Below are 25,338 nucleotides of genomic sequence, written 5' to 3' on the forward strand. Positions count from 1 at the left end.
CAGGGTCCGGCCCAGAACGCCTATTCCGCGGGTGCCGCGCGGTTATTGGCCCGCCAGCGGATGCCTGCGTCGATGAAGTCGTCGATCTCGCCGTCAAACACGGCCGAGGTGTTGCCCACCTCATGTTCGGTGCGAAGGTCCTTGACCATCTGGTACGGGTTGAGGACGTAGGAGCGCATCTGGTCGCCCCAGGATGCCTTCACATCCCCGGCCATGGCCTTCTTCTCGGCGTTCTCCTGTTCCTGCATCTGCAGCAGCAGGCGGGACTGCAGAACCCTCAGCGCCGCCGCCCGGTTCTGCAGCTGGGACTTTTCGTTCTGCATCGACACCACAATGCCCGTGGGGATGTGGGTCATCCGGACCGCCGAGTCAGTGGTGTTCACCGACTGGCCGCCGGGACCAGAGGACCTGAAGACGTCAACGCGGATTTCATTGTCCGGGATCTCCACTGAGTCGGTCTGCTCGATCAACGGGATCACCTCGACCGCGGCGAAGGACGTCTGGCGTCGGCCCTGATTGTCGAAGGGGCTGATCCGGACCAGCCGGTGCGTCCCCGCCTCCACTGAGAGAGTGCCGAAAGCGTAGGGTGCCTTGACCTCGAACGTGGCGGACTTCAGGCCAGCCTCTTCCGCGTAGGAGGTGTCGAGGACCTGGGTGGGGTAGCCGTGGCGTTCGGCCCAGCGCAGGTACATGCGGAGCAGCATCTCGGCGAAGTCAGCGGCGTCAACACCGCCCGCCCCCGAGCGGATGCTCACCACTGCCTCCCGCTCGTCGTACTCGCCTGCCAGCAGGGTCACGACCTCCAGCCGGTCCAGGGAGGCACTGAGCGAGGTGAGCTCTTTGGCGGATTCCTCGCGGGACGCCTCGTCATCCTCGTCCTGCGCCAGCTCCACCAGGACTTCCAGATCTTCAATCCGGGAGTACAGCGTTTCCAGGCGTTCCAGGGCGGACTGGCGGTGCGAAAGTTTGGAGGTGATCTTCTGCGCAGCGGCAGGGTCGTCCCATAGGTTTGGTTCGCCGGCCTGTTCGCTGAGCTCCGCGATGTCAGTGCGGATTGCCTCCACATCAGCTACCTGCTCGATGTTGGCGTACTTGGTGCGGAGCGCGCGGATTTCTGCGGGAAAATCGATGTTTGCCATGATGGAACCAGCCTACGTCATGGCGCTGACGGCGGCGGTGGGGGCTCCGGCCAGTCAAGAGGACTCAGCTGGGTGCAGTTCACGGCGTCGTCGACGACGGCGGCGGGACCCAGCCGCATCTGCTGCCGCTGGCGGTCGGCCCCGGTTCCGCGCTGCTCGATCTGGTTCAGGAGGCGGCGCACTGTCGCTTCGTCGCCGTAATCGCGCAGGGCTGGCAGCACCCGCTCGAACAGGAGGTGCATGGCGTCCGCCGCATCGCAGAGACCGCCCAACAACGGATTCACCAGCGGCCCGCGAAGCCCATAGCGGCTTGCCGTCCAGCTGGCAGCCCGCAGATCGGCCGCGGTGGCGACCGGGGCCGGTTCCCCGGCCTGCCAACTGCGCACTTCCTCTTCCACCAGTGCCCTCATCAGCGCCGCAATCAGGACGGCGTCGTCACTGTACAGGCAGACATCGCAGACGCGGACCTCCACCGTCGGGTGCTTGCGGGCCAGCCGTGCGTCGATGTAGATCATGCCCTCGTCGAGGATGACCCCATCGTTCAGCCGGGCACGCACCATTTTTTGGTACTCCCACGCGGACCCGAACGGCTCGTAGGTTCCTGAGGTTGGCCAGCGGAGGTTCATCGGGTAGCGGTAACTGGCGTACCCACTATCCAGACCGTTCCAGAACGGTGAATTGGTGCTGAGCGCCAGCAGGACGGGTAGCCACACCCGGATCCGGTCGAGGATCGCAACCCCCTCCTCGGCCGAGTCGATCGATACGTGCACATGGAACCCGCAGGTCAGGTGGTCCGCGAGCGCCAGCCCATACAGTTCCCTCATCCGGGCGTACCGCCCGTCGGGTGCCAGCCGGAGTGTCGCCGGGTGCACACTGGTGGCGAGCGCCGCGACGCGGGCGCCGACGTGCTGGGCTGCACGGTCCGCCTGGCGTCTGCCGCCGTGGATCGCCGCGGCGAGATCCCTCAGCTCGGTGTGCGGCCGGCTGATGACCTCCAGCTGCTGTTGCTGCAACTCCAATGAGAGCTCGCCGACGTCGTCGTCGGACGGCACGACGTCCGCGAGGATCAGGGGCGCAAGCGGCGCCGGGCGGCCGGTGTGCGCGTCGAGGAGCAGGAGCTCCTCCTCCACACCAAAGGTCCGTCGTGCCGTGGGCCCGCCGGAGGGCTCCGTAGCTGGCTGCACTGCCTGCCCCCTTCTGAGCCAAGGATCTACCGTCCTCCTCCCCTGTGTACTGGAGGTCAGTCAGGACTGCAGGATCGAGCGCTTACCGAGAAGGTTCCTCAGATCCAAATCGGGTGTCAAGTACAGGAAGGGCGCAGCGGTCCACGACGCGGCGGAATAAGCTGCGACGCCAGCCAGTTTCCACGGATACTGGGGCGTGTCACCGGACACCCAGGGCTGACGGGTGGAGTGGGAAGGCGCAATGCTGAAAACCGTGGTGATCGGCGCCGGACAGGCGGGGTTGTCCGCCGCGTACCATCTCCGGCGGCTGGGCCTGGAACCGGAGAAGGATTTCGTGGTCCTCGACGCCAACGACGGCCCAGGTGGTGCCTGGCGGCACCGGTGGCCGTCCCTGACCTTCGGGTCAGCACATAATATTCACGATCTCCCGGGACTTGCGGTGGGGGTGCCCGATCCTACCGAACCGGCGTCGTCAGTGGTGAGCCGCTACTACGGTGCCTACGAGCGGCAGTTTGGTCTTCCGGTGCACCGTCCCGAGGCAGTCACCGATGTGGTGCCGGGCTACCCCGGCGGCCCGCTCCGGGTGGTCAGCACCACGGGGAGCTGGGACACGGAGCTGATCATCAACGGCACGGGAACCTGGGACCGGCCCTACTGGCCGTACTATCCTGGCCGGGAACTGTTTCGGGGCAGCCAACTTCACACCCACGACTTCGTGTCTGCCGGGCAGTTCAGGGGTTTGCATGTGGTCGTGGTGGGCGCCGGAACCTCCGCTGTGCAATTCCTCCTTCAGCTTGCCGACGCCGGCGCCACCACCTCCTGGATCACGCGGCGCGCGCCGTCCTTCACCGGGCGGGTGTTCAACGCCGAGTGGGGCAGGGAGGTCGAGGCCCGGGTCAATGAGCGGACAGCGGCTGGTCTTCCCCCGGCGAGCGTCGTGTCGACCACTGGCCTGCCGCTCACCCGCCAGTATCAGGACGGGATCACGGCAGGAACACTCGTCTCGGTGGGACCGATGCGGGCGGTGACGCCCGAAGGCGTTGCGCTGGAGGACGGCACCGAGATCCGGGCGGACGTCATCCTGTGGGCCACCGGCTTCCGCCCGGCACTGGACCATCTGGCATCCCTGAAGTTGCGGGATCCCGGGGGTGGAATCCTGATGGACGGGGTGCACGTGCTCAAGGATCCCCGGGTGCTGCTGGTGGGGTATGGGGCATCAGCCTCAACGTTGGGCGCTACCCGGGCGGGCAGGGCGGCAGCGGTTGCGGCGGTTAAACGACTCAGCGACCCGGGCAACGCGCGGGGCGCGGCATCAGAAGATGAGGTTCAGCCCGTTCCATCCGGTGCCGACCTGCACCCGCGGTAGCCAGGTACCGGTTCCGCTCCGTGCGTACAGCCACAGGATTCCCTGGCTATCACGGGCCAGCACATCGGGAGTGCGGTCCCCGTTGAAATCGCCGGGGCTCATCACTGCTGTCATCGCGTTCCAGCCGGTGCCGACCCGGGTCCGCGGCAGCCAGCCGCCCCTGCCGTTGCCGGGGTAGAGCCACAGGTAGCCGGTTGCTGTTTCCCGCGCCAGGATGTCCGCAGTGCCGTCGCCGGTGAAGTCCCCTGGGCCGACGATGCTGTTGAAAGCATTCCAGTCACTTCCCACCCGGACCCGTGGCAGCCACCCTCCCGCACCGTTCCCCGGGTACAACCAGAGGTAGCCGGTGGCCCGTTCCCGGGCCAGGACGTCAACCGTCTGGTCCCCGTTGAAATCCCCCGGTCCCACGATGGCGTTGAACACGTTCCAGCCGTGGCCCACGCGGAGGCGGGGCCGCCAACCGCCGACGCCGTTCCCGCGGTACAGCCATAGGTAACCGGTCGCTGCCTCCCGGGCCAGCACGTCGGCGGGGCCGTCGCCGTTGAAGTCGCCGGGTGTTTCGAGCGCGTTCATCGGGGACCAACCGACGCCGATGCGGAGTCCGCTCAACGCCGTGCCGTTCCCTGTCCCCCGGTAGATCCGGAGGTCACCGGTCGCGGCGACGCGGGCCAGGATGTCGTTGTTCCAGTCCCCGTTGAAATCGGCGGTGGAACGGGACAGCGTCGAGGCGGGGATGGCCAGGGGCGTAAAAGCGTACGGCTCGCAGGTCAGGTCATAGTCGCGGGTGTCGTCATACCACTGGGAGAGGTAGACCCGACCGCCGGAGAAACTTGGCTGCCGGCACCGATCCAGCGCCTCGTTGGGGTAATCCAGCCTGCCGGCTGTGGCCCAGACAGGCACCCCTGGGAGCCGCCAGGATCCGGTGATCTCGGCCCACCCGGAGGCGTAGGAGTAGAGGCCGTAGGAGAACCCCGCGTCCCGGAGCCCCCGCATCAGCCCTTCAATGATGAGCCGGTTATCGCGTTGCTGCGCTGCCGTGCTGACGGGCCACGGCTGGGCTGGGCGAGGTTCAACGTCGATCCACACCACCGGAGGCCGGAAGCCGATCCGGTTCATGCTGGCCACGGCGAACTGCGCTTCGGCGTACCCGACATTCGAGAGCCGCCCCGAACGGGTGGTGCTGGCCCATGGCCCCCGGGCTCCGTAGGTGCTCAGTTGGGCGGTAGTGGGAAATCCTGCCATGGCGTAGCCGTGGCTCGCCTTGTTGTTGGTCCTGGTCCAGGTGACCTGGCTGGCCAGGCAGGGGTTCTCGGTGAAGGGCAGACCTCTGGTCAGGCCGATGACGACGAACTGGGTTGAGGTTGGCGGCATGGGCAACCCGAAACCGCCGACCGCTGGTGGGCACTGGGGCCAGGAGACGTCGTGACCGTACAGGGGGGCTGCCTGGGCGGGCGGCGCGACGGTGACGAAGCCGAACAGTAGCGCGAGCGCTGTGCCAACTGCTATTACCATCCGCCGGAGCGAGCTAACCATCACGCGAACCACCTCATCCAACGTGATCATTTTACCGCTGATACCGGGAAAGAGCGCTGCCTGCGTGGGTGGAATCTGCTGAATGAAATCTACAGTCAGCGGGTGAGCTCGGACCGGGCATCTGCCGTGACCACGATCGGGATTCCGTCGGGTACCAGGAAATTCACCACCGGCGGGTGCACGACGGCGGTGAGCACCACCCGTGCGGTCCTGCCGTCCGGCGCACCGGTTGCCGGGTCCACGGCCAGCCCGTCGAACCGGGTACCGGCCCCCGTCAGGTCGAGGTAGTCCTGCACCGTGGACCTGACGGTTCCCGGGGTGAGTTCCGGCACCGGGGCGGTTGCACCAGGTGCCGGCTCAGCCAGACTGTAGGTGTCCGCCGCGGTGAGCGCTGCGCCGTCGGCCACTGACAGCAGCTTCTGACGGTCAAGGTAAACGGCCGACGCGCCCAGGACCACGGTGATCATCAGCAGGGTCAACAGGAGGTAGCCGATGACCATGACCATCACCTGTCCGTCCTCCCGACCCGGGAAGGTGCTGTTCCACTGGGCCTGGCTGCGCTGACGCATCACCTGAATCGTTCCACCAGTTGTGTTGCTGAGGCCTCAACGGCAACCGCCGAATCCCCCACGCCGCGGGACGCGGGTAGGAATGGCAGGGTGACACCCAGCCGCACCTCGACCGTCACGCTTGAACCGGGCGTCAGGCAGTCACCGCTGCAGCGGATATCGATCTCGGCCGATGAGGGATCGAACCCGAAGTCATTCAGGACCAGGAGGGCTGCCTGACGCGCCCGGGCTGCGGCGTCGGGCGCCGACTCCTCGGTCACGTAGATCTTCGCCGCCTGGTCGGCGGCTCCGACCACTGCGAAGGAGCCTGCCTGGAGTTGGCCGACTGTCAGGACGAAGTAGATGACGGGGACCAGCAGGACGAGGCCAAGAAAGACGAACTCGACGACCGCGCTGCCGCTCTCCCCGTCATTCGCCTGGTGGCTCTCGGGGAAGTGCTGCATGACCAGTCACCTCCAACACTCCGGCTGGACCGATCAGGCCAATGACTGGAAGTGGGGCGCGCACGGTCACCACCAGCATCGACAGCCCGTCCCTGCTGACCTCGCCGACCGAGATGTCCTCGGCATAACCGTTGCTGAGGGCGGTGGAAATGATCGCTTCGGTCCGCTGCGCAGCATCACCAGCGGACCGGTCGGCCAACGTTCCGTATCGAGCGCCCGACGAAGCCGCGTCGACGAGCGTGTTGCGGACGTGGAGCACCAGGGTCAGCTGAATCACCGCAACGAAGATGACTGAGAGCAGCCCACCGATCAGGGCGAAGTCCACTACCGCCGCGCCCCGTTCCGCTCCGCGGCCATGCCCCGCGTGCACCACGGGCCGCTCAGGGATTGACGCGACTGATCGCGTCGTTGAACATGTTCTCCAACGCCGGTCCGGCAAGGGCGAGCAGCGCTGCCACCAGGACCGCCGACATGAGGGTGATCATCACCCAGCCGGGGACATCACCCCGCTCGGGTGGGTCGTCGGCGGGACTCGTCACTGCCCTCGCCACCCGAATCAGGACGAGCGCAAGGATCAGGTGGACGGCAGAAAAGATCCGTTGGGTGGGTGGGGTCGGTTTCACAGTGTTCCTCTTCCGTTGGCACTTGTTATGGCTGGACGATTACAGACCGAGGCTGATGAGCGCGATGCCGGGATAAACGGCGAAAAGTACTGTCAGGGGGAGTACGCCAAAAACGAGGGGAACCATCATGGCAATCTCCTTCTTCCCCGCGGATTCCATCAGTTCGCGCTTGGCCACGTCACGAACATCCTGCGCCTGCGCCCGGAGGACGTCGGCCAGCGGGGTCCCCCGTTGGACTGCAACGGTGATGCCATCGACAAAGCGCACCAACGGGGTGAGCCGGGTGCGGTTGGAGAATTCCTGAAGCGCTGTCATCAGCGGCATTCCGGCTCTGGTCTCAGCAAGTACCCGCTCAAACTCGTGGGCCAGTTCACCGTTTCCTGTGCGGCAGATCCGCTCGAGCGCTCCCGAGGCACTTTCACCCGCGCTGACGGCGAGCGCCATGAGCTCGGCGAGGCTGGGGAACTCGGCCAGCATTCTGGCCTCCCGACGCCTGATCTGCACGGACAGGACGTAGTCGCGGAGCACGTAGGCGCCCACTGTGCATCCAAGCACCACGAGCACCCCCGGGACTGGTCCGATGCCGCCCGACACCGCGAGCAACACCATGAGGCCGGTGGACCCGCCGAGGCCCACCGCCGCCCACAGGACTTGCTCGGCACGGAAATCGATCACCTGCTGTTGCTTCCCGGCCTGCGCCAGCCGCTTCGCCAGGACCGCCGAGGTCGGATTGAAACGTCCCAGCCAGCGCACGACGTCGTTCATCACCGGCCGAATGATCCGCTCGAGGGGTGCGAAGGGGGTGAGCGCCCCCCGCGGGCTGTCGAGCAGCCGGGAACGGACCTCCACGGACCGTAGGTGCGGTGCGACGCGGTCCACGAAGCGGGTTGGCCGTAGGACAGGAAGCCGCACCAGCATCAGCCAGAGACCCACTCCCAGGGACACACCAGTCAACATTGCGAGCGCCTGGATGTCGATCACCGCAACACCCGTTCGTCCTCGGGAAGAGCCCCGATCCTGAGCATCAACCGGTAACAGACCACCGACACCACCAGACCGCCGACCAGCACTGCGGCCCCGGTGGGCGTGTTGTAGGCCCTGACAGCCTCAGGGCGGGTCGCCAGCAGCATCAGGACCAGCCAGGGTGCTGCGACGGCGAGGCGCGCAGCGTTGATGGTCCAGGATTGGCGGGCGACGAGTTCGCTTCGGGTGCGGGCGCTGTCCCGGAGGAACTCGGCGAGGGTCCCCAGCAGCCGTCCAAGGTCGGACCCTCCCACCTCACGGGTCATCCTCAGCGCCTCGATGATGCGGTCCGCCACGGGGTCGGCGAGCCTCGCCTTCAGCCGCCCGAGCGCGTCGTCGAACCGTGCACCCGCCCGATAGTCGACGCCGAAGGTGGTGAACGCCGGCCGGAGCTCCACCGGGCCCTTCTCCCCCAGCTGGCTGATCGCTTCAGGCAGGGACAAGCCCGCGCGGATGGCCGAGCGCAGGTGATCGACGACGTCGGGCCAGAGTTCGCGCAGGGCCGCCGCCCGGCGACGCGCCCGCCATCGGACAATGCCCAATGGAACAAAGACCCCGAACAGACCGAAGCAGCCTGCGATAGGAGGAGACCCTGTCACCATCAGGACTGCCAGGAAGATCAGGGCGCCGACCCCGAGGGAGGATGCCACAAGGCCACCGACCGACACCGCTTCGATGCCGGCACGCAGGAGGAGCTCCTCGACCCGTTGGCTCCTGCCGTGGGTGCGCGTACCCCGGTCCGGTCGCGCCCAGCAGGACCACCAGACCAGGAACAGGCCAGTGCCGAGCACCGCTCCGACGACGACGGTCATGGGACAGCCTCCAGCAGACGGGCAACCTGGAATCCCGCGCTGGCGAACTTCTCCGCGGCGGGCATGGCTGTCGCGGTGACCGTCAGGTCGCCATCGATCCGCCGGAAGACGGTTGAGGATTCGATGATCCCGTTCTCGACCCGTCTGCCCAGGGACAGGATTTCGGTGACCCTCCGCCGACCGTCGCGGAGGCGTTCGCAGTGAACCACCAGGTCGATGCAGGAGGCGACGGTCGGCACCACAAACGCACTCGAAGTGTTGTCCCCGGCCAGGAGCGGGAGGGTACAAATCTTCGTCACGGCGTCAGGGGCACGTTTCAAACGACGTGTACAAAGACGAGCCTATCGCGCTGTCCCGGGTGCCGGCGTCAGCATCCTATTCTTAACCTGTGAATATCCGCGCCGCAATCTACACCCGGATCTCAAAAGACCTCCAGCACGAAGGCCTCGGCGTCGCTCGCCAGTTAAAGGACTGTCGGACCTATGCCGAAGATAATGGTCTGACCATTTTCGCTGAGCTAGAGGACAATGACATCTCCGCGAGCGGACTCAAGCAGCGGCCGTCGTACCTTCAACTGAAGCAACTTATGGATGAGCAAGCCGTCGACGTGGTTTTGGTCTATTCGATGGACCGTCTACACCGCAGCATGGCCGAGCTGGTCGAGTACATTGAGCTCTCACGAAAGACAAACGTCGCTATCGTGTCTATCACCGGCGGCAGGGTTGACCTTTCTACCGCTGACGGACGATTTCAAGCTCATATTTTTGGTGCAGTTGCAGCGAACGAACGGGATAAGAATCAGGAGAGAATCAAACGCAAACACCTCGAGTTGGCACAAAGCGGCGCTTGGCCGGGACAGCGTGTCTACGGTTACCTCAAAGATGCATCCGTTGTGAAGTTCGAAGCAGAGATCATCCGAGAGCTGAGCGAAAGAATCCTGAACGGTGAGGGCTTCAACGACATCGCCCGTGACCTGAACAACCGGGGAATTCCAACTCTCACTGGTGCTCAGTGGCGCGCCAGTTCCATCATTGGCATTGCTAGGTCGGCCCGGATTGCCGGTCACCGAGAGCACCATGGCGTCATCTCTGCACGAGACTGCTGGCCCGCGATCATCGATGAAGAAACCAGCATGCTTCTTCGCGCGCGGCTTGCGCCAGGAAGGTCAGGCGGCGTTTCCCGCGGCGGCCCTCGAAAGCATCTTCTGACTGGGCTGCTCAAGTGTGGCAAGTGTGGCTCGGGTTTGGTGCGGGGGCTTGCAGGAAAAACCAGGGTACCGAACTATCGATGTCCGAAAAATCAGGGCGCAGCGGCTTGCGGAAGCATCAGCATCAATTTGAAGTCCGTCGAGGGGTTCTTAGCCGAAGCTCTTTTCGCGGTTCACGATCAAAACAGCGACGAAGACGGTCCGGACGAGGACGAGCTGGCTGCCTGGGCGGAGAGACGCGCAGGGCTGGATGCCCGCAAGGCGAAATTGGCTGAACTTGTTGGCATGGGCTTGATGGAGACAGAGGAGTGGGTTTTGGCTTCTGGAGCTGTAAAGAAGGAGCTTGCAGAGATGCCAGAGCCACCACGAGTCAGGCCTCACCGGACTCGAAACACCGGCGCTGAACTCCGGGCCGCTTGGCCGACAATGTCTGCGCGGTCGAAGCGGACCTTACTCGAAGACGCCTTCGTGAAGATCACCGTCCACCCTCGCAGGATAACTACTGGGGCGAAAGTCTTCGATCCAAGACGCCTCCAGCCTGAATGGCGCCGTTAGGCAGCGACGGCAACAGCGGCCTTATCGACAGCCGCGAGAACACGCGAAGCTGCACCCCTGTCCTCTACTACGACCGACAAGCTCTGGGCGATCCGCGTCGATCGCACCCATTCCACAACCTTCGCATCTTGACTCATGGTTGTCATGTGTACGGAGCCGTAACCATCCGTCACCGCTTCGACGAACTGCTAAGTGGAACATTGTGAGCTCGTAGATCCCGGCCAGCGCGCAAATGGGCACGCATGTCGGGACTGCTTCGGCAGTTGTAGGAGGTACCGCGCGACCGTGGAGCAGTTCACAGCAAGTTTGATGGGAGCAGTCCGATCTCCTGGGTAGTAGCGTATTCGGCGATCTCCCGACCATGAAGCCGGCTGCCGATAAACATCACACGGCTAGGCCCGGTCAAACCGGGTTATACGGGTAACTTCAAGTAGGATCACAAGCGTGGTTCTACTTGAGGCCTCAGGAAGCTTTGGAGGGACCAACATGCCCGAGCCTTGGCTCTCTGCCGATGACATCGCTGGTCATCTAGGCATTACTAAGGACACCGTCTATTCATGGATTGCTGATCAAGGCATGCCTGCCCACAAGATCGGGCGCCTTTGGAAGTTTCAAGCAAGCGAGATTGACGATTGGGTCCGTGGTGGGGGCGCTGAAGAATCAGGATTCGGCTCAGGCTAAGGAGCCGACTTCTCCTGACCCACTGCCCAAACCCCGAGAGGAGGCGTCATTTGACCACAAGAATCCACTCACACGATCGCTATGCTCTGTCTTTCACCAGCGGGGGGCTCCTGGTGCGCGAGGCAGACGTGATCGTCGCCGAGTATCTTCGCTCGCGCGACTGGGTGACGGTACGTCATGCAGCTACTGTGCAAAACCTGCTGCAGGCGCGTACGACTTCATCGAGTGTTCGCCTGACGCGGGAGACGATACAGCGGCTGGGCGTCTTCGATGACTCGGAACTTGAACTTGTCGCGGAGTCGAGTCTCACCGAGCGGTGCCACTTGATGTGGGCCGCTGCATGCCGTCGTTACGAGCTAATTGGTGACTTCGCGGAAGAGGTGGTCCGCGAACGGTTCCTCCTGATGACCCCGACACTCGGAACCGAGGACTTTGAGCGGTTCATGACGGGCAAGGGTTTGTGGCACCCCGAGCTTGACGAGTTGAAACCCTCTACGCGCTCCAAGCTCCGACAGAACATCTTCCGAATGCTGCACGAAGCGGGGCTCCGCAGCGAAGAAGGCGCTATCGTTCCGGCGGTGCTCTCAGAGCGAGTCTACGGAGCCCTTGCTGCACGTGGCCCTAGTGACATCCGATTCTTCCCCACTACTCTGCCTATGGAGTCAACGCGATGAGTACGACCAAGCGAAGCCTCACGACGGATGAGAAGCACGTCTACGAGGTGCTGCGCAGTACGCGGTTCTTGAAGATGGAGGGCCTCTCCAAGGAGGTGCCGTTCTTCATCTATCACTACCCGCCTGCGTGGGCGCGTGACGTCGAAGGCCTCCGCGACCGCGTCATCACGAAACTCCGTAGTGACGACGGATTGAAGGTCGTGGAGATCAACCTCTACGATCTTGCCGTGCAGCTGCTCAAGGAACGTGGGGTGTGGGATCGCGTCTTGGCACTGGAACCGGATATGGACAAGGCCGAGTTCCGCGAGACGTTGCAGGGCATGCTTGACCCGCACGATCACCTCGCACCCGCGATCCGTGCCCGTGTCGACGCAGAGCCGAGCGACATGGTCTTCCTCGCAGGAATCGGCGAGGTCTTCCCCTTCATTCGAACTCACACAGTGTTGGAGAACCTGCAAAGTGTCGTGACGGGTCGTCCGATGCTGGCATGGTTCCCGGGGGCGTACGAGTTCACTCGGGCCAGTGGTCACCAGCTGCGCGCGTTGAACCTTGGCGCCAGCGATAGCTACTACCGGGCCAAGGACATTCTGGAACAGGAAGCATAAGCATGACCATGATCAACGAAATCTTCGCCAAACCGATCGATCGGGCCATCGAGGGAGTCATCAAGGCCGATGACACCTCACACCTCGCCACCGAGGTCGAGGAGTACGTCCTCACCAACGAGGCAGCCAAGGGCCTCGAACACGCCCTGGAGGCGTACACAAACTACACGAACGCCAACGGCGTCTGGATTTCGGGCTTCTTCGGCTCCGGTAAGTCACACTTGCTGAAGATGCTCGCGCACCTGCTCGGCGACATCGACGGCCACGACTACCAGCGGGCCAAGGTCTCTGAGCACTTCCGGGCCAAGGCCGACGACGCATTCCTGCCTGCGCTGATCGAAAAGGCTGACCGCATCGCCGCGAAAAGCCTGCTGTTTAACATCGACCAGAAGGCCACGCTGATCTCGAAGGATCAGAACGACGCCCTCCTCAAGGTGTTCGTGAAGATCTTCGACGAGTCCCGCGGGTATTACGGAAACCAGGGCCACATTGCCCGCTTCGAACGCGACCTCGATACTCGCGGACAGTACAACGATTTCAAGGCCGCGTTCGAACGGATCGCCGGTATCCCGTGGACCCGGGGACGTGAGCAGGCTGCGCTCGAAGCCGGGCACATCGATCAGGCCTTCGCCGCGGTAAACGGAACTGAGAGTGCCGGCATCATCCGCCAATACAGCACCAACTACTCAGTTTCGATTGAGGACTTCGCTGATGAGGTCGCAGCTTGGCTGGGCCAGCAACCCGACGGGTTCCGCCTTAACTTCTTTGTCGACGAAGTCGGCCAATTTATCGGCACGAACAACCAGCTGATGCTGAACCTCCAGACCATCGCCGAATCTCTGGCTACCAAGTGCCGTGGGCGGGCATGGATCTTTGTCACCTCACAGGAAGACATGGAGAAGGTCGGCGGTGACCGCACGAAGTCCCAGGCCAACGAATTCTCAAAGATCCAGGCCCGGTTCAAGAATCGGCTTAAGCTCACCAGCCAGGACGTCGAAGAGGTCATCCGTAAGCGTCTGCTCGACAAGACGGAGGCTGCCAAGACCGATGTCGCTGCGATCTACGCGACTGAGCACGCGAACTTCAAGACTCTCTTTGACTTTATCGACGGCCGACACTATCCGAACTACCGTGACGAGACCCACTTCGTCGGCACTTACCCGTTCGTAAGCTATCAATTCCCGCTGTTCCAGTCCGCGATCGAAGGCATCAGCGACCACGGTATATTCGAGGGGCGCAACAGCTCGGTCGGTGAGCGTTCCATGCTCGGTGTCGTCCAGGAAGTTGCCCGCACACTGGCCGACAAACCTCTAGGCCAGCTCGCCTCATTCGACCAGATGTTTGAAGGCATCCGTGCCTCGCTAAAGTCAGCGAACCAGCGCGCAATCACCGACGCGGAACGCAGCCCGTCCCTGCCGCCTCTTGCGATTCGCCTCCTCAAGGCCCTCTTCCTGGTCAAGTACGTTGATACCTTCAAGGCGACGCCGCGCAACCTCACCGTGCTGGTCTACGACCGTTTCGGCGCCGACCTGACGCAGCTCGGCAAGGACGTCAACGAAGCCCTTGCCGCGCTGGAAGCGCAGACCTACATCCAGCGCAACGCAGACCTCTACGACTACCTCACCAACGAAGAGCAAAAAATCGAGCAGGAGATCAAGAACGTCGACATCGACAATTCCGAGGTCTCCAAGAAGCTCTCCGACCTGCTCACCGGCTCGGTCATCAAGGCGACCAAGGTCGTCTACGGCAAGAACGGCCAGAACTTCCCGGTCGGGTTCAAACTCGACGGGCAGGCGATGAGCAAGCAGCACGAGCTCGCCCTGCACTTCACCAGCCCCGAGACCGAATTCAGCCTGGAGCAGATCAAAGCCCACAGTGCCGGTCTCGATGAACTTCGCGTTGTGCTCCCAACCGAGACAGACCGGATCCTCGCCGACCTGCGGCTCCTCCTGAAGACCGCGAAGTACGTCAAGCGCGCCCAAGGAGCCAGTCGTACCTCGATCGAGCAGACGATCCTGCAACTCAAGGGCACCCAGAACGCCGAGCGGGAGAATGAGATCGTCGAACGCCTCCGCACCGCTGTCGGCCGCTCGACCCTGATTCACAACGCCGGCATCCTTGATGTCACCTCGGCAGACGCCGTGACTCGGATAAACGACGGCTTTCAGAAGGTCATCGCGGCGACCTACACCAATCTCACCCTGCTGGGCGGCATGAGCTTCACTGAGCAGCAGCTGTCCACGTTCGTGAACCCGCCTGAGGGTGGCCTGTTCGGGGAGACCGCCAGCATCCTGGCAGTGCCCGGTGATGATGTTCTCGCCCACTTGGAGATGAGCGGTAAGCGCCACGTGCAGGTGACGATGAAGCACCTCATCGAGAAATACACGACCAAACCATACGGCTGGGACCAGTGGTCGATCGCCGCCGTGGTCGCCCATCTCGCCGGTGGATCAAAGATCGAGGTTCAGCTTAACGGCAAGGTGCTCGCGCGCACCGAAATATCCCCAGCGCTGCGCAACACCCAGAGCTACCCGAACATGGTTATCGTCCCCCAGCGGGTGTTCGACGCGAAGGTGGTGGGTGCATTCCGGAAATTCGTGATCGAGTTCACCGACGACGGCGCGATCACCAAGGATCCGCTGGAGCTTGCACGCGCAGGCAAGGAGCACCTTGACGCGAAACTTGTAGAATTGAAAGCTCTGCGCACTGGGTCCCGGTACCCCTTCATTGACCAGCTCGATGAGCCGATCCGGGTGCTCGATGAACTGTGCAGCAACACGGCCGAGCGGTTCGTCACCGACTTTGCCGGCGCCGACGACCTGCTCGACGCGAAAGAAAGCGTGATTGACCCGATCAAGGCGTTCTTGCATGGCACTCAACGTGGCATCTACGACACCGCCGCAGCCTTTATGCAAGCGAATCAGTCGAACCTCACCTACCTTCCCGCCAGCGCCACCGACCCTGCTGCGGACGCCCTCGACGATCCGCAGATCTTCAGGGGCACCAAGACCACACAGCTCGGGGCTGCGATCAAAGCCCTGCAGGAGCAACTCGGCCACGTGATCGAGGCGCACCGCGCTGCCGCCACGGCGGACATCAAAGCACGCTGGGATCAGGTGCCCCCGAGCAAGGCCTACGGCGACGCGACTGAGGCCGCACGACAGGCGGTGACGCGCACGGCCCGAAGCGTGCTCGACCGAGTACAGCACGAAACACAGATCCCCGCGATCAAGAATCTCGGCTCTCAGTTCGCGGACTCGATTTACCCGCAGATTCTCGATGAGCTGGATGCGGCACGAGTTGTCCCGGTGCCCGAGCCGCGGTCCCCCGGTACCGCCTCGGACGCTGAGCCGACACCGCGACCGACTGCTGTAAAGCAGACCGTCTCGATCAACAAGCTGGCGCTCCCCGGCGCCGGTCAGGTGCTCGAAACTGGGGCCGACATTGACAGCTACATCGATCAGCTCCGCGAAACGTTGCTCGCGACTATCCACGACAACAAGCGCATCACCCTCTAGGACGGTAACGACGTGGACACCAAACTTCTGGAGCGCTTTGCCACGCAGGCACGCCGTGATCTCATCACCGCCGTCGACGCCCAAGCCACCGCTGTACTCGCCGCCGGATCTGTTGCTCGCAGTGAGCGTGCCGAGGCGGTCAAGAAGCTCGAAGCCGAAATCTCTGCACATGGTCGCACGCACGTGATCGATAAGGTCGCCTACACCTGGTTCAACCGCATCGTCGCGCTGCGCTTTATGGACGCCTGCAGCTACACCGACGCTGGTATCGTTTCGCCCACTCAAGGCCAGCGGCATGGCCAGCCAGAGATCCTCGCGGATGCCAAGCGCGGCAACCTCAATACCGACGTTGTGATCAACAAGAACACGGCAGAGGCGATTCTCGGACTGCTTGACGGCACACGCCGGAGCACCGATGCCGAAGGTGAAGCCTACGCGCTACTGCTCACGGACTACTGCCGCTACTGGCACAAGTCGATGCCGTTCATGTTCGAACGTGAGGGAGACTACACCGAGCTGCTCGTCCCCACCGGGTTGCTCGCGGACGGTGCCATCCTGTCCCGGGCGCGCGAGGTGCTTACAGAAGATGCCTGCAATGATGTAGAGGTGATTGGCTGGCTCTACCAGTTCTATATTTCGGAGCGGAAAGACGAGGTCTTCGCCGGATTCAAAAATAACAAGAAGGCTGGCGCCGACGAGATTCCCGCTGCCACTCAGCTCTTCACCCCGCACTGGATCGTCCGCTACCTCGTCGATAACTCTCTCGGACGTCTGTGGATGCTCAACAGACCGACCTCTCGACTCATCGATCGGATGGACTACTACATCGCCCCGGTCGACGAGGATTCCGACTTCCTGAAAATCACTGGTCCCGAAGAGCTGACTGTGCTCGACCCGGCTTGTGGTTCGGGCCACATGCTGACCTACGCGTTCGACCTGCTGTACGCGATTTACGAGGAAGAGGGCTACGCCCCATCCGACATCCCTGGCTTGATCCTCGTCAACAACCTCTACGGCACCGAGATCGACCCACGCGCAGGTTCGTTGGCCGCTTTCGCCCTGACAATGAAGGGTCGTGCCAGACAGCGCACCTTCTTCAACAAGCGAGCCCAGCCGAACATCTGCGTGATGGAGCCGATCGCGTTCGTTCCCGACGAGCTGGACTTCCTCGTGAGGCCAAGCGGAGACCGCCAGGAGGAGACCGATTTCTGGAACCAGTTTTCTAAGGCAGATACGCTGGGATCTCTGATCCAACCTGATCCCGAGGTGACCGCAAGAGCCGCCCGTCATCTTGTGACCCTAGATGACGGGGGGGATCTCTACAGGGCCAACACGATCGAGCGCGCGCGGCGTGTTGTGTTTCTAGCCGATTTCCTTGGTCCAAAATATGCAATTGTCGTAGCGAACCCGCCCTACATGGGAAGTTCGAATCTGACCAAAGAGGCGCGCACAGCACTCTCATCTTCCTACAAGGTCACTCGCTCCGACCTTTATGTGATGTTCGTAGAGCGTGCGCTCATATTTGCGGTTTCTCGTGGATACGTTGCAATGGTGACCATGCAAGCCTGGATGTTCACAACCTCATACGAGCTGCTGCGTAAGCGCATTCTTGACGAGAACCGCGTGGTCGCGCTCGCCCAACTTGGACGCGGAGCGTTCGACTCCATCTCCGGCGAGGTCGTATCAACGGTGGCCTACATTGTGTCCCGTGTCGTGCCTGTACCCGGAACCTCCGGTCGCTATGTGCGGGCTGTCGAAGGTGGTTCAGCAGCGAAGTCAGCGGCCATTCGTGCTGGCGACGCCCTCACCGTCAAGCAGAACTTACTCCGCGAGATCCCGGGCTATGCGATGGTCTACTGGGAGGCGGAGTACCTGGCGGAGGCCTTCAAGGCGATGCGCCCACTCAGTACCTACGCCACGGTTCGCGAGGGAATCCACACCGGCGATAACGCAATTTACCTCCGCTACTGGTGGGAGGTGTCGCGTCGACGGCTCGTGCATGATGCCACTGATGTATCGGAGATCGACGCCCAAGGCGGACGGTGGGTTCCCTACAACAAAGGCGGTACGTACGCGCGGTGGTATGGCCACAACTACTGGGTTATCGCTTACGACGACGACTCGCGCTCGGCAATGGCTGAACTCTCTGGTCACGTTAGGCCGAGTCAGTCCCTCTATTTCAATGAGGGTGCCACATGGTCGGATGTCGGCTCCGCGGGGCTTGCGCTGAAGTACTTCCCAAAGGGCTATCTCTTCGACGGTGCGGGCCCCGTAGTGGTGACTGATGGGGCTCCGACGGAGCTCTTGGTCGCTGGCATGAACTCGAAGCCGTTTGGGCATCTCGCTGAACTTCTGATGCCAAATCTCCATTACAAGTCAGGGACTGTGCAGAAGATCCCGTTCCCGCGTCATGAGGAAGAAGCACGCTCGACGGAGCTGGGGAAACGTGCGATCGACCTTGTGCGAACGAACTGGGACAATCAAGAGGTCTCATTCGATTTTGGCGTTAACCAACTCGTGGGCCGGACGTCACGCCGTGACAGCCTGCGACGTCTCGTCGAGACGATTCAAGCTGGTGTTACGACTATAGCTGCTGAGTTGGCTGAGATAGAGGCTGAAAATGACGCGATCTACGGTCGCGCGTACGGCGTGGATCCGACTGCCATCGAGTTCAACCGACCTGAAGGCATCGCAGTGTCCGCCGCATCCGAGCTTGTGGTTGATCTCGTTTCGTACGCCGTCGGCTGCATGTTCGGGCGGTACAGCCTGGACGGGCCTGGCCTGATCCTCGCCGACCAGGGAAGATCGGCATTCGATTACCATGCAAAGGTTCCGTCCCCGACGTTCGAGCCCGACGCCGACAACGTGATCCCGTTCGTCGATGACGGCTGGTTCGAAGATGACATCGTCGAGCGGTTTCGTCAATTCCTGCGTACTGCGTTCGGGGCGGAGTACTTCGAGGAGAATCTCCGCTTTGTTGAGGAGTCGCTTGGCGTGAAGACGCTGAGAGATTACTTCATTACGAAGACTGGCAAGTCCAAGTTCTACGACGATCACGGGCAACGGTACAAAAAGCGTCCAATTTACTGGATGTTCTCCTCTCGGTCGGGCGCGTTCAACGCACTCATCTACATGCACCACTACACCGCTTCAACGGTCCCGACTGTACTGAACGAGTATCTACGCGAGTACAGAGCCAAACTAGAGGTCGCGCAGGCCAACGCCGAGCAAGCGGCTGCTGCTGGCTCTGCCAAGGACCAAAAGGAAGCTGACCGGCTGCGCAAGGTACTCTCGGAACTCCGTGACTATGAGCACGATGTTCTCTATCCATTGGCGACTCAGCAGCTCGCGATCGACCTCGACGACGGCGTGAGGGCGAACTATCCCAAGTTCTATCCAGCGTTGAAGAAGATCACAGGTTTGGAGGCGGCAGAGTGAGGAAGGCGTCTTCGATCTCAACCCATCTTGCGGCGCGCTTCGATCAGCACCGCCTGGTGATGTGGCACGACCCCGGTGCCAGTTACGCCAACGATGTCGCCTCCCAGGCGCCGACCGGTGTAGTGGTGCTGCGGGTCAAAAATGACGAGTTCGCAATCAAGCACCGCGTGCTGCGCGACGAGCCCAGCACGAAGTTTCTGATCTACCGCAGCGGCCGTATTGCTGAAGGGGCGGGAAACTGGCTGCTCGATCTCGACCTCGCGTACGGCGTCTTCACCGCAGATCGCAGCGCTCTCATGCGTGCAGAGTTGGGTCTTACTAGGCCTGGATCCGACGAACTGCTTGCTCAACACGCGACTTTCTTCGGCGATGTGAAGCTCGTTGCAAAGCTTGGGGAGTTGCTGCGCGATGACGATGATCTCGCCAAGGTGCAGGCGAAGATGTGCGCGGTTGTACTCGACCAGAAGGAACATAGTTTCTCCGAGCTGACACGTACACTGCTGGGACAGCACGCGGCGGGGGACAACGCCGGCTACGAGGCGCTCGTCAAACAGGGGCTTGCCGACTTCCATTGGGCAGGGGCCGCGAACATCTACGGTTACCACTCTGAGACGCCGGGCGTGGCCGGGTTCGTGCTGTGGATGTTCAAGCAAGCCCGGGGCGGGTTCGCGCCCACGACCTCGAATGCCGCACGCAACATTGAGATTGACTTTCGTAGCTTCCGGAATGACCGTCAGAGCCTGGTCGCCCTAAAGAAGCTCGCGCTTCAGGCCGAAACTGACTTGGACCACGTCGAGCAGGCTAAGGACGCGTCGCTTGCTGAGCTGGTGACCACCGACATTTTCGACGCGGGTGAAAGAGAGATTATTCGCCGCTTGATCGACGGCATTGCCGCCCAGACGATCCAGCGGAGTGATATTGCCGACATGATCCGCACTCGTCGCCGTGACAGCATTTGGTTTGACGACTATGCGACGCTTTTTACGGCGCTCGGGGCCGCGGCCGAGCTGATCCCGGCGATCCGTTCTGCCCGGACCGATGTGGCGAGTTTCGAAGATGGGTTCAGCCGTTACCGCGATGATCTCTTCCGCATTGACCAGCTCTACCGGCAGTACACGCTCGCGTCACAGACAGCCGAGTTCACGCAGCCGTTGGAAGCGCTGAACGAGCAGGTGGAGAACGCCTACGTCACCGATTTCCTATCCAAGCTCGGGATCAGCTGGCAACAACAGGTCGACCAGGTCGAGACATGGAAGTCGCTCGCGATTACCTCGCAGAGCTCTTTCTACCACCACTACATCGCCCCGCAGGTGCGAGGTGGACGCAAGAAGGCCGTCGTCGTCATCTCCGACGCGCTGCGCTACGAGGTCGCCGACGAACTGGCTTCCAGGATCCGCGGCGAGAACAAGTACGACGCCAAGATCGAGGCCATTCTCGGGGTATTGCCCAGCTACACCCAGCTAGGGATGGCGTCGCTGCTTCCACACAAGACACTCGCGCACTCCGAGAACGGCGACCCTGTGCTCGTCGACAATCAGCCCTCTAACGGCACGGCGAACCGCTCGAAGATCCTTGGCTCCGTCGGCGGCACGGCAATCCAGGCCACCGAATTCCTGAAGATGAAGCCCGCGGAGCGGCGCGATCTCTACGCAGCGCACCAGGTGCTGTACGTCTATCACGACACCATCGACGCAACCGGTGACAAGGCGGTCTCGGAGCACCGGACGTTCAAGGCCGCGGCCGATGCGATCGACGACCTCGTCGACATCGTCAAGAAACTTGCGAACGCGAACGCGACGAACATATTCGTCACAGCAGACCACGGCTTCCTATATCAGGAGTCGAAGCTGGCGCCACAGTTCAATCTGACCGTGAAGCCGCAGGGCGACAAGGTCGTGGTCGCGAACCGCCGTTACGTTCTTGGCCGAAGGTTGAAAGAAGATGACGCGTTCCGCCGTTTCTTGCCCGAGCAGCTTGGGCTGTCGAGTGATCTGGAAGTCCAGATCCCGAACTCGATCTGCCGGATAGTCAAGCCTGGTGCCGGTTTCCAGTTCGTCCACGGGGGCGCGTCATTGCAGGAGATTGTGGTGCCAGTCATCTCGATCAACAAGGGACGCTCCGACACCGTCGAGCCTGTGAACGTCGACATCCACCCGGAGTCCGACAAGATCACGACCGGTCAGATCGTGGTGAAGCTCTTCCAGCAGAGCGCTGTCACCGATCAGCGCACTGCAAGGAAGCTGCGTGCAGGCCTCTACTTCGGTGACCAGCTGATCTCCAACGAAGCTGAACTGCTCTTCGATGCCGAGAGCACAGAGGGGCGTGATCGGTTCCAGACTGTCCGTCTGCTGCTTAGCAAGGACGCTGATGAGGCGAATAACCAGAGCGTGGAGTTCCGGCTCTCCGAGCCGATCGGTGACACCGGCGAGTGGAAGAAGTACAAGAGCGTGCCCTACACGCTCAAGCGCTCCTTCACCACGGACTTCGACTTCTAAGGAGCACTCTTGAGCGAGAACATCGACCTAACCCAGGTAGCGCCCGTCGACGACACCGCGCTCACTGAGAGTGGCGCGCCGAGCGAGTTAGATCGCAAGATCAACGAACACTTCGCAGGCGCCGTGGTCCGGAAAGACCTCGTCAAGGCGGTCAAGGGCAACGCGATAGTGCCCTCATACGTGCTGGAGTATCTGCTCGGCCAGTACGCAGCATCGGACGACGAAGCCACGATCCAAGCGGGCATCGAAAAGGTACGTGACATCCTCGCGCAGCATTACGTGCATCGTAACGAATCCGAGCTGGTGAAGTCGAAGATCAAAGAGCGCGAGCGTTACCGGATCATCGACAAGGTCAGCGTCACTCTCAACGAGAAGGACGATGTCTACAACGCCTCGTTCGCGAACCTTGGGATCAGCAGCGTGGTCGTGGATTCCGCTACCGTCAATGCCCACCAAAAGCTACTTGTTGGAGGCGTATGGTGCCTGTGCGACGTCGAGTACTTCCACACTGAGGACGCGCGCGTCTCACCGTGGATACTTGGTTCCCTCAAACCGATTCAGATGTCGAACTTCGATTACGACGGGTATCTCGATGCACGAGTGAAGTTCACCACCGATGAGTGGATCGACCTGCTAATCCAGTCGATCGGATTTGACCCCGATAAATTCGGGCGCCGCGGCAAGCTGCTGCAGTTGGTGCGCCTAATCCCGTTCGTGGAGCGCAACTACAACCTCGTTGAGCTGGGCCCCAAAGGCACCGGCAAGTCGCACATCTACTCGGAGTTCTCGCCGCACGGGATGCTCATCTCGGGTGGAGAGGTGACCGTGCCGAAGCTGTTCGTAAACAACGCAAACGGTCGCCTCGGCCTCGTCGGGTACTGGGACGTCGTCGCTTTCGATGAGTTTGCGGGCAAGAAGAAGCGTACGGATAAGGCGCTGGTCGACATCATGAAGAACTACATGGCGAACAAGTCGTTCTCCCGCGGTGTGGAGACGCTTGGCGCCGAAGCATCGATGGTTTTCGTCGGCAACACCTCGCACACCGTGCCGTATATGCTCAAGCACTCCGACCTGTTTGACGAGCTGCCCGAGACCTACCACGACCCTGCATACCTCGACCGGCTGCACTTCTACATCCCCGGGTGGGAAGTGGACACGATCCGGAGCGAGATGTTCTCGACTGGATATGGGTTCGTCGTTGACTACATCGCCGAGGTCCTCAGGTCGATGCGCAATCTCGACTACTCTGACCGCTACCACAAGCACTTCACGCTCGGATCCGACATCTCGACACGTGATCGCGACGGCATCCACAAGACCTTCTCTGGGCTGATGAAGCTGCTCTACCCGCATGACCAGGCGACCACCGCAGAGATCGAAGAGGTACTACGCTTCGCAATCGAAGGGCGCAAGCGCGTCAAGGACCAGATCCTCCGGATCGACGCCACCATGACGGAAGTGAACTTCGGCTATGAGTCACTCGGCGGTCGCTGGTCAGCGGTAACGACGCTTGAGGAAGACGAATACCCGACGCACTACCATCGACGCCACTCGACCCATCCGGCTGGTGGGGCATTGGTCGAGTCGGACGTGCAGGTAGTCTCCACCGGTGCATCATCATCGCTTCCCGCACCCGAGGCCGGCTCCCTTCAGGCGGAACTGTTCCGAGGACAACGGGACTTCCTGGATAATCAGCGGGGTGCCTCCTACGAGACGCTGCTCATGCCGTACCTGCGAGACGCAACACAGATCGAGCTGCACGACCCGTACATCCGTATGGGACACCAAGGCCGCAATCTCGTCGAATTGCTCGCACTCATCGCCGCGGCGAAAGACCCGGCTGACGAGGTCACTGTCAACCTCTTCACCGTGCTCGACCAAGACCCCGAGCACCAGACGAAGCAACTTCAGATGCTCAACGACATCGTTCAAGGGGCTGCTCAGCAAGGCATCAAAGTCAACGTAGCGAAAGATCCCGGCGGCCACGACCGCTGGATCCGAACCGACACCGGGTGGCGCATCAACCTTGGACGCGGTCTCGACATCTTCCAGAAGTCAGACGGCGGCTGGTTCGACTTCGGCACGAGCCGCCAAGAGTTTCGGCAGGTCCGCGCCTTCGGGGTCACCTATATCCGCGAAGATGGGTAAGAAGCCCTATACCTGAGGTGCTTATAACCTTCGGACTCAGAACAGGCATGCGGTAATTTCATCCTTGTAGGAAATGGTCAATTCTGCCGTCAGGTGCGAGGTGAAGTCGTCGAAGTCGTTCGTGTCACTCGACCCAGCGCAGGGCATGTCCCTTGCCCTGGGTCCTGACAGTTGCTGGTAGTGGGAGTGCCGAGGGTGAGCGTACTGCTACACCAATCCGGCGCCGCTCCCCGGAAGGTGAGTCGATAGGTTCAGAACGGTAGTCAATGTACTAGGGGCGTTACACCGGCCCGCTGCTGGTGGCGCTGGCTCCTGCTAGGGCTGCCCACGAGTCCCTCTAGCCGCTCCGCGGCGTGTCGGGCCGGCGGTAGCCGCAGGTTCGGCCAGTAAAGCTGTGTTGTGCTGCAGTTGCAAGCTATATCAAGAAGACTCGGGACTCCGCCCAAGTCCCCATTGCCAGCAACCCGATTGCATCCTGTTCACCGTAGTGAGTTGTTGCTCCGGGACATGCCGTCACCGCCATGCCCAAGTGCGCTGCGTTATCGGGGGTTCGATACTGGGGTTTTAGGTGGACTCGCCCACGGCCGCTCCGAACAGGTCAAGGGGCGGGGTACCGGCTATGACGACGTGCACGTCGTCATCGATGACCACACCCGGCTGGGCTACGCCGAGGTCCTGCCGATGAGAAGGGCACCACCGCGGCCGGGGCCTTCACCCGCGATGCCGCGTACTTCACCCGCTCCGGCATCGACCGGATCGACCGCGTCATCACCGACAACGCGTTCGCCTACCGAAACTCCGCAGCCTTCAAGCAGACCGTCGCCGGGCTCGGCGCTTCCCAGCGCTTCATCAAACCCCACTGCCCCTGGACCAACGGCAAGACCGAACGCTTCAACCACACCCAGCGAACCGAATGGGCCTACCGCCAGATGTTCACCAGCAGCATCCACCGCCAACAAGCCCTTGCACCCTGGCTCGAGCACTACAACACTGAACGCATCCACACCGGCATCGGAACCACACCCATCACCCAAATGTCACCAACCTCATGACCCGGTACACCTAGGCGCGCCCCGGCCTCATTCACAATGTTGGATTCCCTTCTCTGTCCGGGCCTACAGTCGACTTCCAGTCGTAGTCAGTACCGTCATCCACAGTGTTTACACCAAGTTCATGCTGCATTCTTTGACAGTTCTCCATGTTGACGCGCTGCACGGGGCCCGAATCGACGATTGTTTGACCCACCATCGGACGTCCCGCCCATATCCGCCCATTGCAAATCTCTGAGGATGACTTCTTGCCCAGCAGGATGCAACAAAATGGTG

Annotated in this window: 18 protein-coding genes and 2 pseudogenes; 10 read left to right on the plus strand and 10 right to left on the minus strand. The window is 62.0% G+C overall.

What is annotated here, in order from left to right; all coding sequences use genetic code 11:
• Window positions 1–20: 20 nt before the first annotated feature.
• Window positions 21–1,139, minus strand: a complete 1,119-nt coding sequence (gene prfB, locus IWX62_RS12670; RefSeq protein ID WP_196841778.1) for a peptide chain release factor 2 — start codon at window positions 1,137–1,139, stop codon at window positions 21–23.
• Between the two features lie 17 nt (window positions 1,140–1,156).
• Window positions 1,157–2,323 carry a carboxylate-amine ligase gene (locus IWX62_RS12675; protein WP_196841779.1) on the minus strand — a complete coding sequence of 389 codons (1,167 nt, stop codon included), beginning with the start codon at window positions 2,321–2,323 and terminating at the stop codon, window positions 1,157–1,159.
• A 241-nt stretch (window positions 2,324–2,564) separates the two neighbouring features.
• On the opposite strand from IWX62_RS12675, the gene IWX62_RS12680 reads away from it, so the two are divergent.
• Complete coding sequence (locus tag IWX62_RS12680) at window positions 2,565–3,689, plus strand: NAD(P)-binding domain-containing protein (protein ID WP_196841780.1); 1,125 nt, start codon at window positions 2,565–2,567, stop codon at window positions 3,687–3,689.
• Here IWX62_RS12680 and IWX62_RS12685 read toward each other — a convergent pair.
• The 8 genes and pseudogenes from IWX62_RS12685 to IWX62_RS12720 form a co-directional block, all read right to left on the minus strand.
• Window positions 3,636–5,201: an FG-GAP-like repeat-containing protein gene (locus IWX62_RS12685; RefSeq protein ID WP_333483406.1), complete on the minus strand. Its 1,566-nt coding sequence runs from the start codon at window positions 5,199–5,201 to the stop codon at window positions 3,636–3,638. The two genes, IWX62_RS12680 and IWX62_RS12685, sit on opposite strands and share 54 nt — an antisense overlap.
• Window positions 5,202–5,317: 116 nt before the next feature.
• Window positions 5,318–5,791 (minus strand): Tad domain-containing protein, encoded by a 474-nt coding sequence (locus tag IWX62_RS12690; protein ID WP_333483407.1) that lies wholly within the window; start codon window positions 5,789–5,791, stop codon window positions 5,318–5,320.
• A complete protein-coding gene (locus IWX62_RS12695; protein WP_196841782.1) occupies window positions 5,791–6,234 on the minus strand; it encodes a hypothetical protein in 444 nt (147 codons plus the stop codon). Before IWX62_RS12695 ends, IWX62_RS12690 begins: the two co-directional genes overlap by 1 nt.
• Window positions 6,200–6,559 (minus strand): TadE/TadG family type IV pilus assembly protein, encoded by a 360-nt coding sequence (locus IWX62_RS12700; protein ID WP_196841801.1) that lies wholly within the window; start codon window positions 6,557–6,559, stop codon window positions 6,200–6,202. The genes IWX62_RS12695 and IWX62_RS12700 overlap by 35 nt, the downstream gene beginning before the upstream one ends.
• A gap of 55 nt (window positions 6,560–6,614) precedes the next feature.
• Window positions 6,615–6,809: a hypothetical protein gene (locus IWX62_RS12705; protein WP_442859259.1), complete on the minus strand. Its 195-nt coding sequence runs from the start codon at window positions 6,807–6,809 to the stop codon at window positions 6,615–6,617.
• A gap of 87 nt (window positions 6,810–6,896) precedes the next feature.
• Window positions 6,897–7,838, minus strand: coding sequence for a type II secretion system F family protein (locus tag IWX62_RS12710; protein WP_333483408.1), 942 nt, complete (start codon window positions 7,836–7,838; stop codon window positions 6,897–6,899).
• Complete coding sequence (locus tag IWX62_RS12715; RefSeq protein WP_196841784.1) at window positions 7,835–8,692, minus strand: type II secretion system F family protein; 858 nt, start codon at window positions 8,690–8,692, stop codon at window positions 7,835–7,837. The genes IWX62_RS12710 and IWX62_RS12715 overlap by 4 nt, the downstream gene beginning before the upstream one ends.
• Window positions 8,689–9,003, minus strand: a pseudogene (locus tag IWX62_RS12720) (CpaF family protein); the annotation flags it as partial. The pseudogene IWX62_RS12720 and the gene IWX62_RS12715, both read right to left, overlap by 4 nt.
• Before the next feature lie 77 nt (window positions 9,004–9,080).
• Here IWX62_RS12720 and IWX62_RS12725 point away from each other — a divergent pair.
• The 9 genes and pseudogenes from IWX62_RS12725 to IWX62_RS12765 form a co-directional block, all read left to right on the plus strand.
• Window positions 9,081–10,454: a recombinase family protein gene (locus IWX62_RS12725; protein WP_196841785.1), complete on the plus strand. Its 1,374-nt coding sequence runs from the start codon at window positions 9,081–9,083 to the stop codon at window positions 10,452–10,454.
• 486 nt (window positions 10,455–10,940) lie between these two features.
• Window positions 10,941–11,135, plus strand: a complete 195-nt coding sequence (locus IWX62_RS12730) for a helix-turn-helix domain-containing protein (RefSeq protein WP_196841803.1) — start codon at window positions 10,941–10,943, stop codon at window positions 11,133–11,135.
• Window positions 11,136–11,185: 50 nt separating this feature from the next.
• Window positions 11,186–11,809 carry a DUF1819 family protein gene (locus IWX62_RS12735; RefSeq protein WP_196841786.1) on the plus strand — a complete coding sequence of 208 codons (624 nt, stop codon included), beginning with the start codon at window positions 11,186–11,188 and terminating at the stop codon, window positions 11,807–11,809.
• Window positions 11,806–12,414, plus strand: a complete 609-nt coding sequence (locus IWX62_RS12740; RefSeq protein ID WP_196841787.1) for a DUF1788 domain-containing protein — start codon at window positions 11,806–11,808, stop codon at window positions 12,412–12,414. Before IWX62_RS12735 ends, IWX62_RS12740 begins: the two co-directional genes overlap by 4 nt.
• Window positions 12,415–12,416: 2 nt before the next feature.
• Entirely contained in the window at window positions 12,417–15,932 is a 3,516-nt protein-coding gene (brxC, locus tag IWX62_RS12745) for a BREX system P-loop protein BrxC (protein ID WP_333483409.1), read from the plus strand.
• Window positions 15,933–15,944: 12 nt separating this feature from the next.
• Window positions 15,945–19,370, plus strand: a complete 3,426-nt coding sequence (pglX, locus tag IWX62_RS12750; RefSeq protein ID WP_196841788.1) for a BREX-1 system adenine-specific DNA-methyltransferase PglX — start codon at window positions 15,945–15,947, stop codon at window positions 19,368–19,370.
• Window positions 19,367–21,865, plus strand: a complete 2,499-nt coding sequence (pglZ, locus tag IWX62_RS12755) for a BREX-1 system phosphatase PglZ type A (RefSeq protein ID WP_196841789.1) — start codon at window positions 19,367–19,369, stop codon at window positions 21,863–21,865. Before pglX ends, pglZ begins: the two co-directional genes overlap by 4 nt.
• Window positions 21,866–21,874: 9 nt before the next feature.
• On the plus strand, window positions 21,875–24,013 hold the full coding sequence (gene brxL / locus IWX62_RS12760; protein ID WP_196841790.1) for a BREX system Lon protease-like protein BrxL: 2,139 nt from the start codon (window positions 21,875–21,877) through the stop codon (window positions 24,011–24,013).
• A gap of 567 nt (window positions 24,014–24,580) precedes the next feature.
• Window positions 24,581–25,065: pseudogene (locus IWX62_RS12765) on the plus strand (integrase core domain-containing protein); the annotation flags it as partial.
• Between the last annotated feature and the right edge of the window lie 273 nt (window positions 25,066–25,338).

It is taken from the genome of Arthrobacter sp. CAN_A1 (assembly GCF_015751665.1).
Classification (GTDB): Bacteria; Actinomycetota; Actinomycetes; order Actinomycetales; family Micrococcaceae; genus Arthrobacter_D.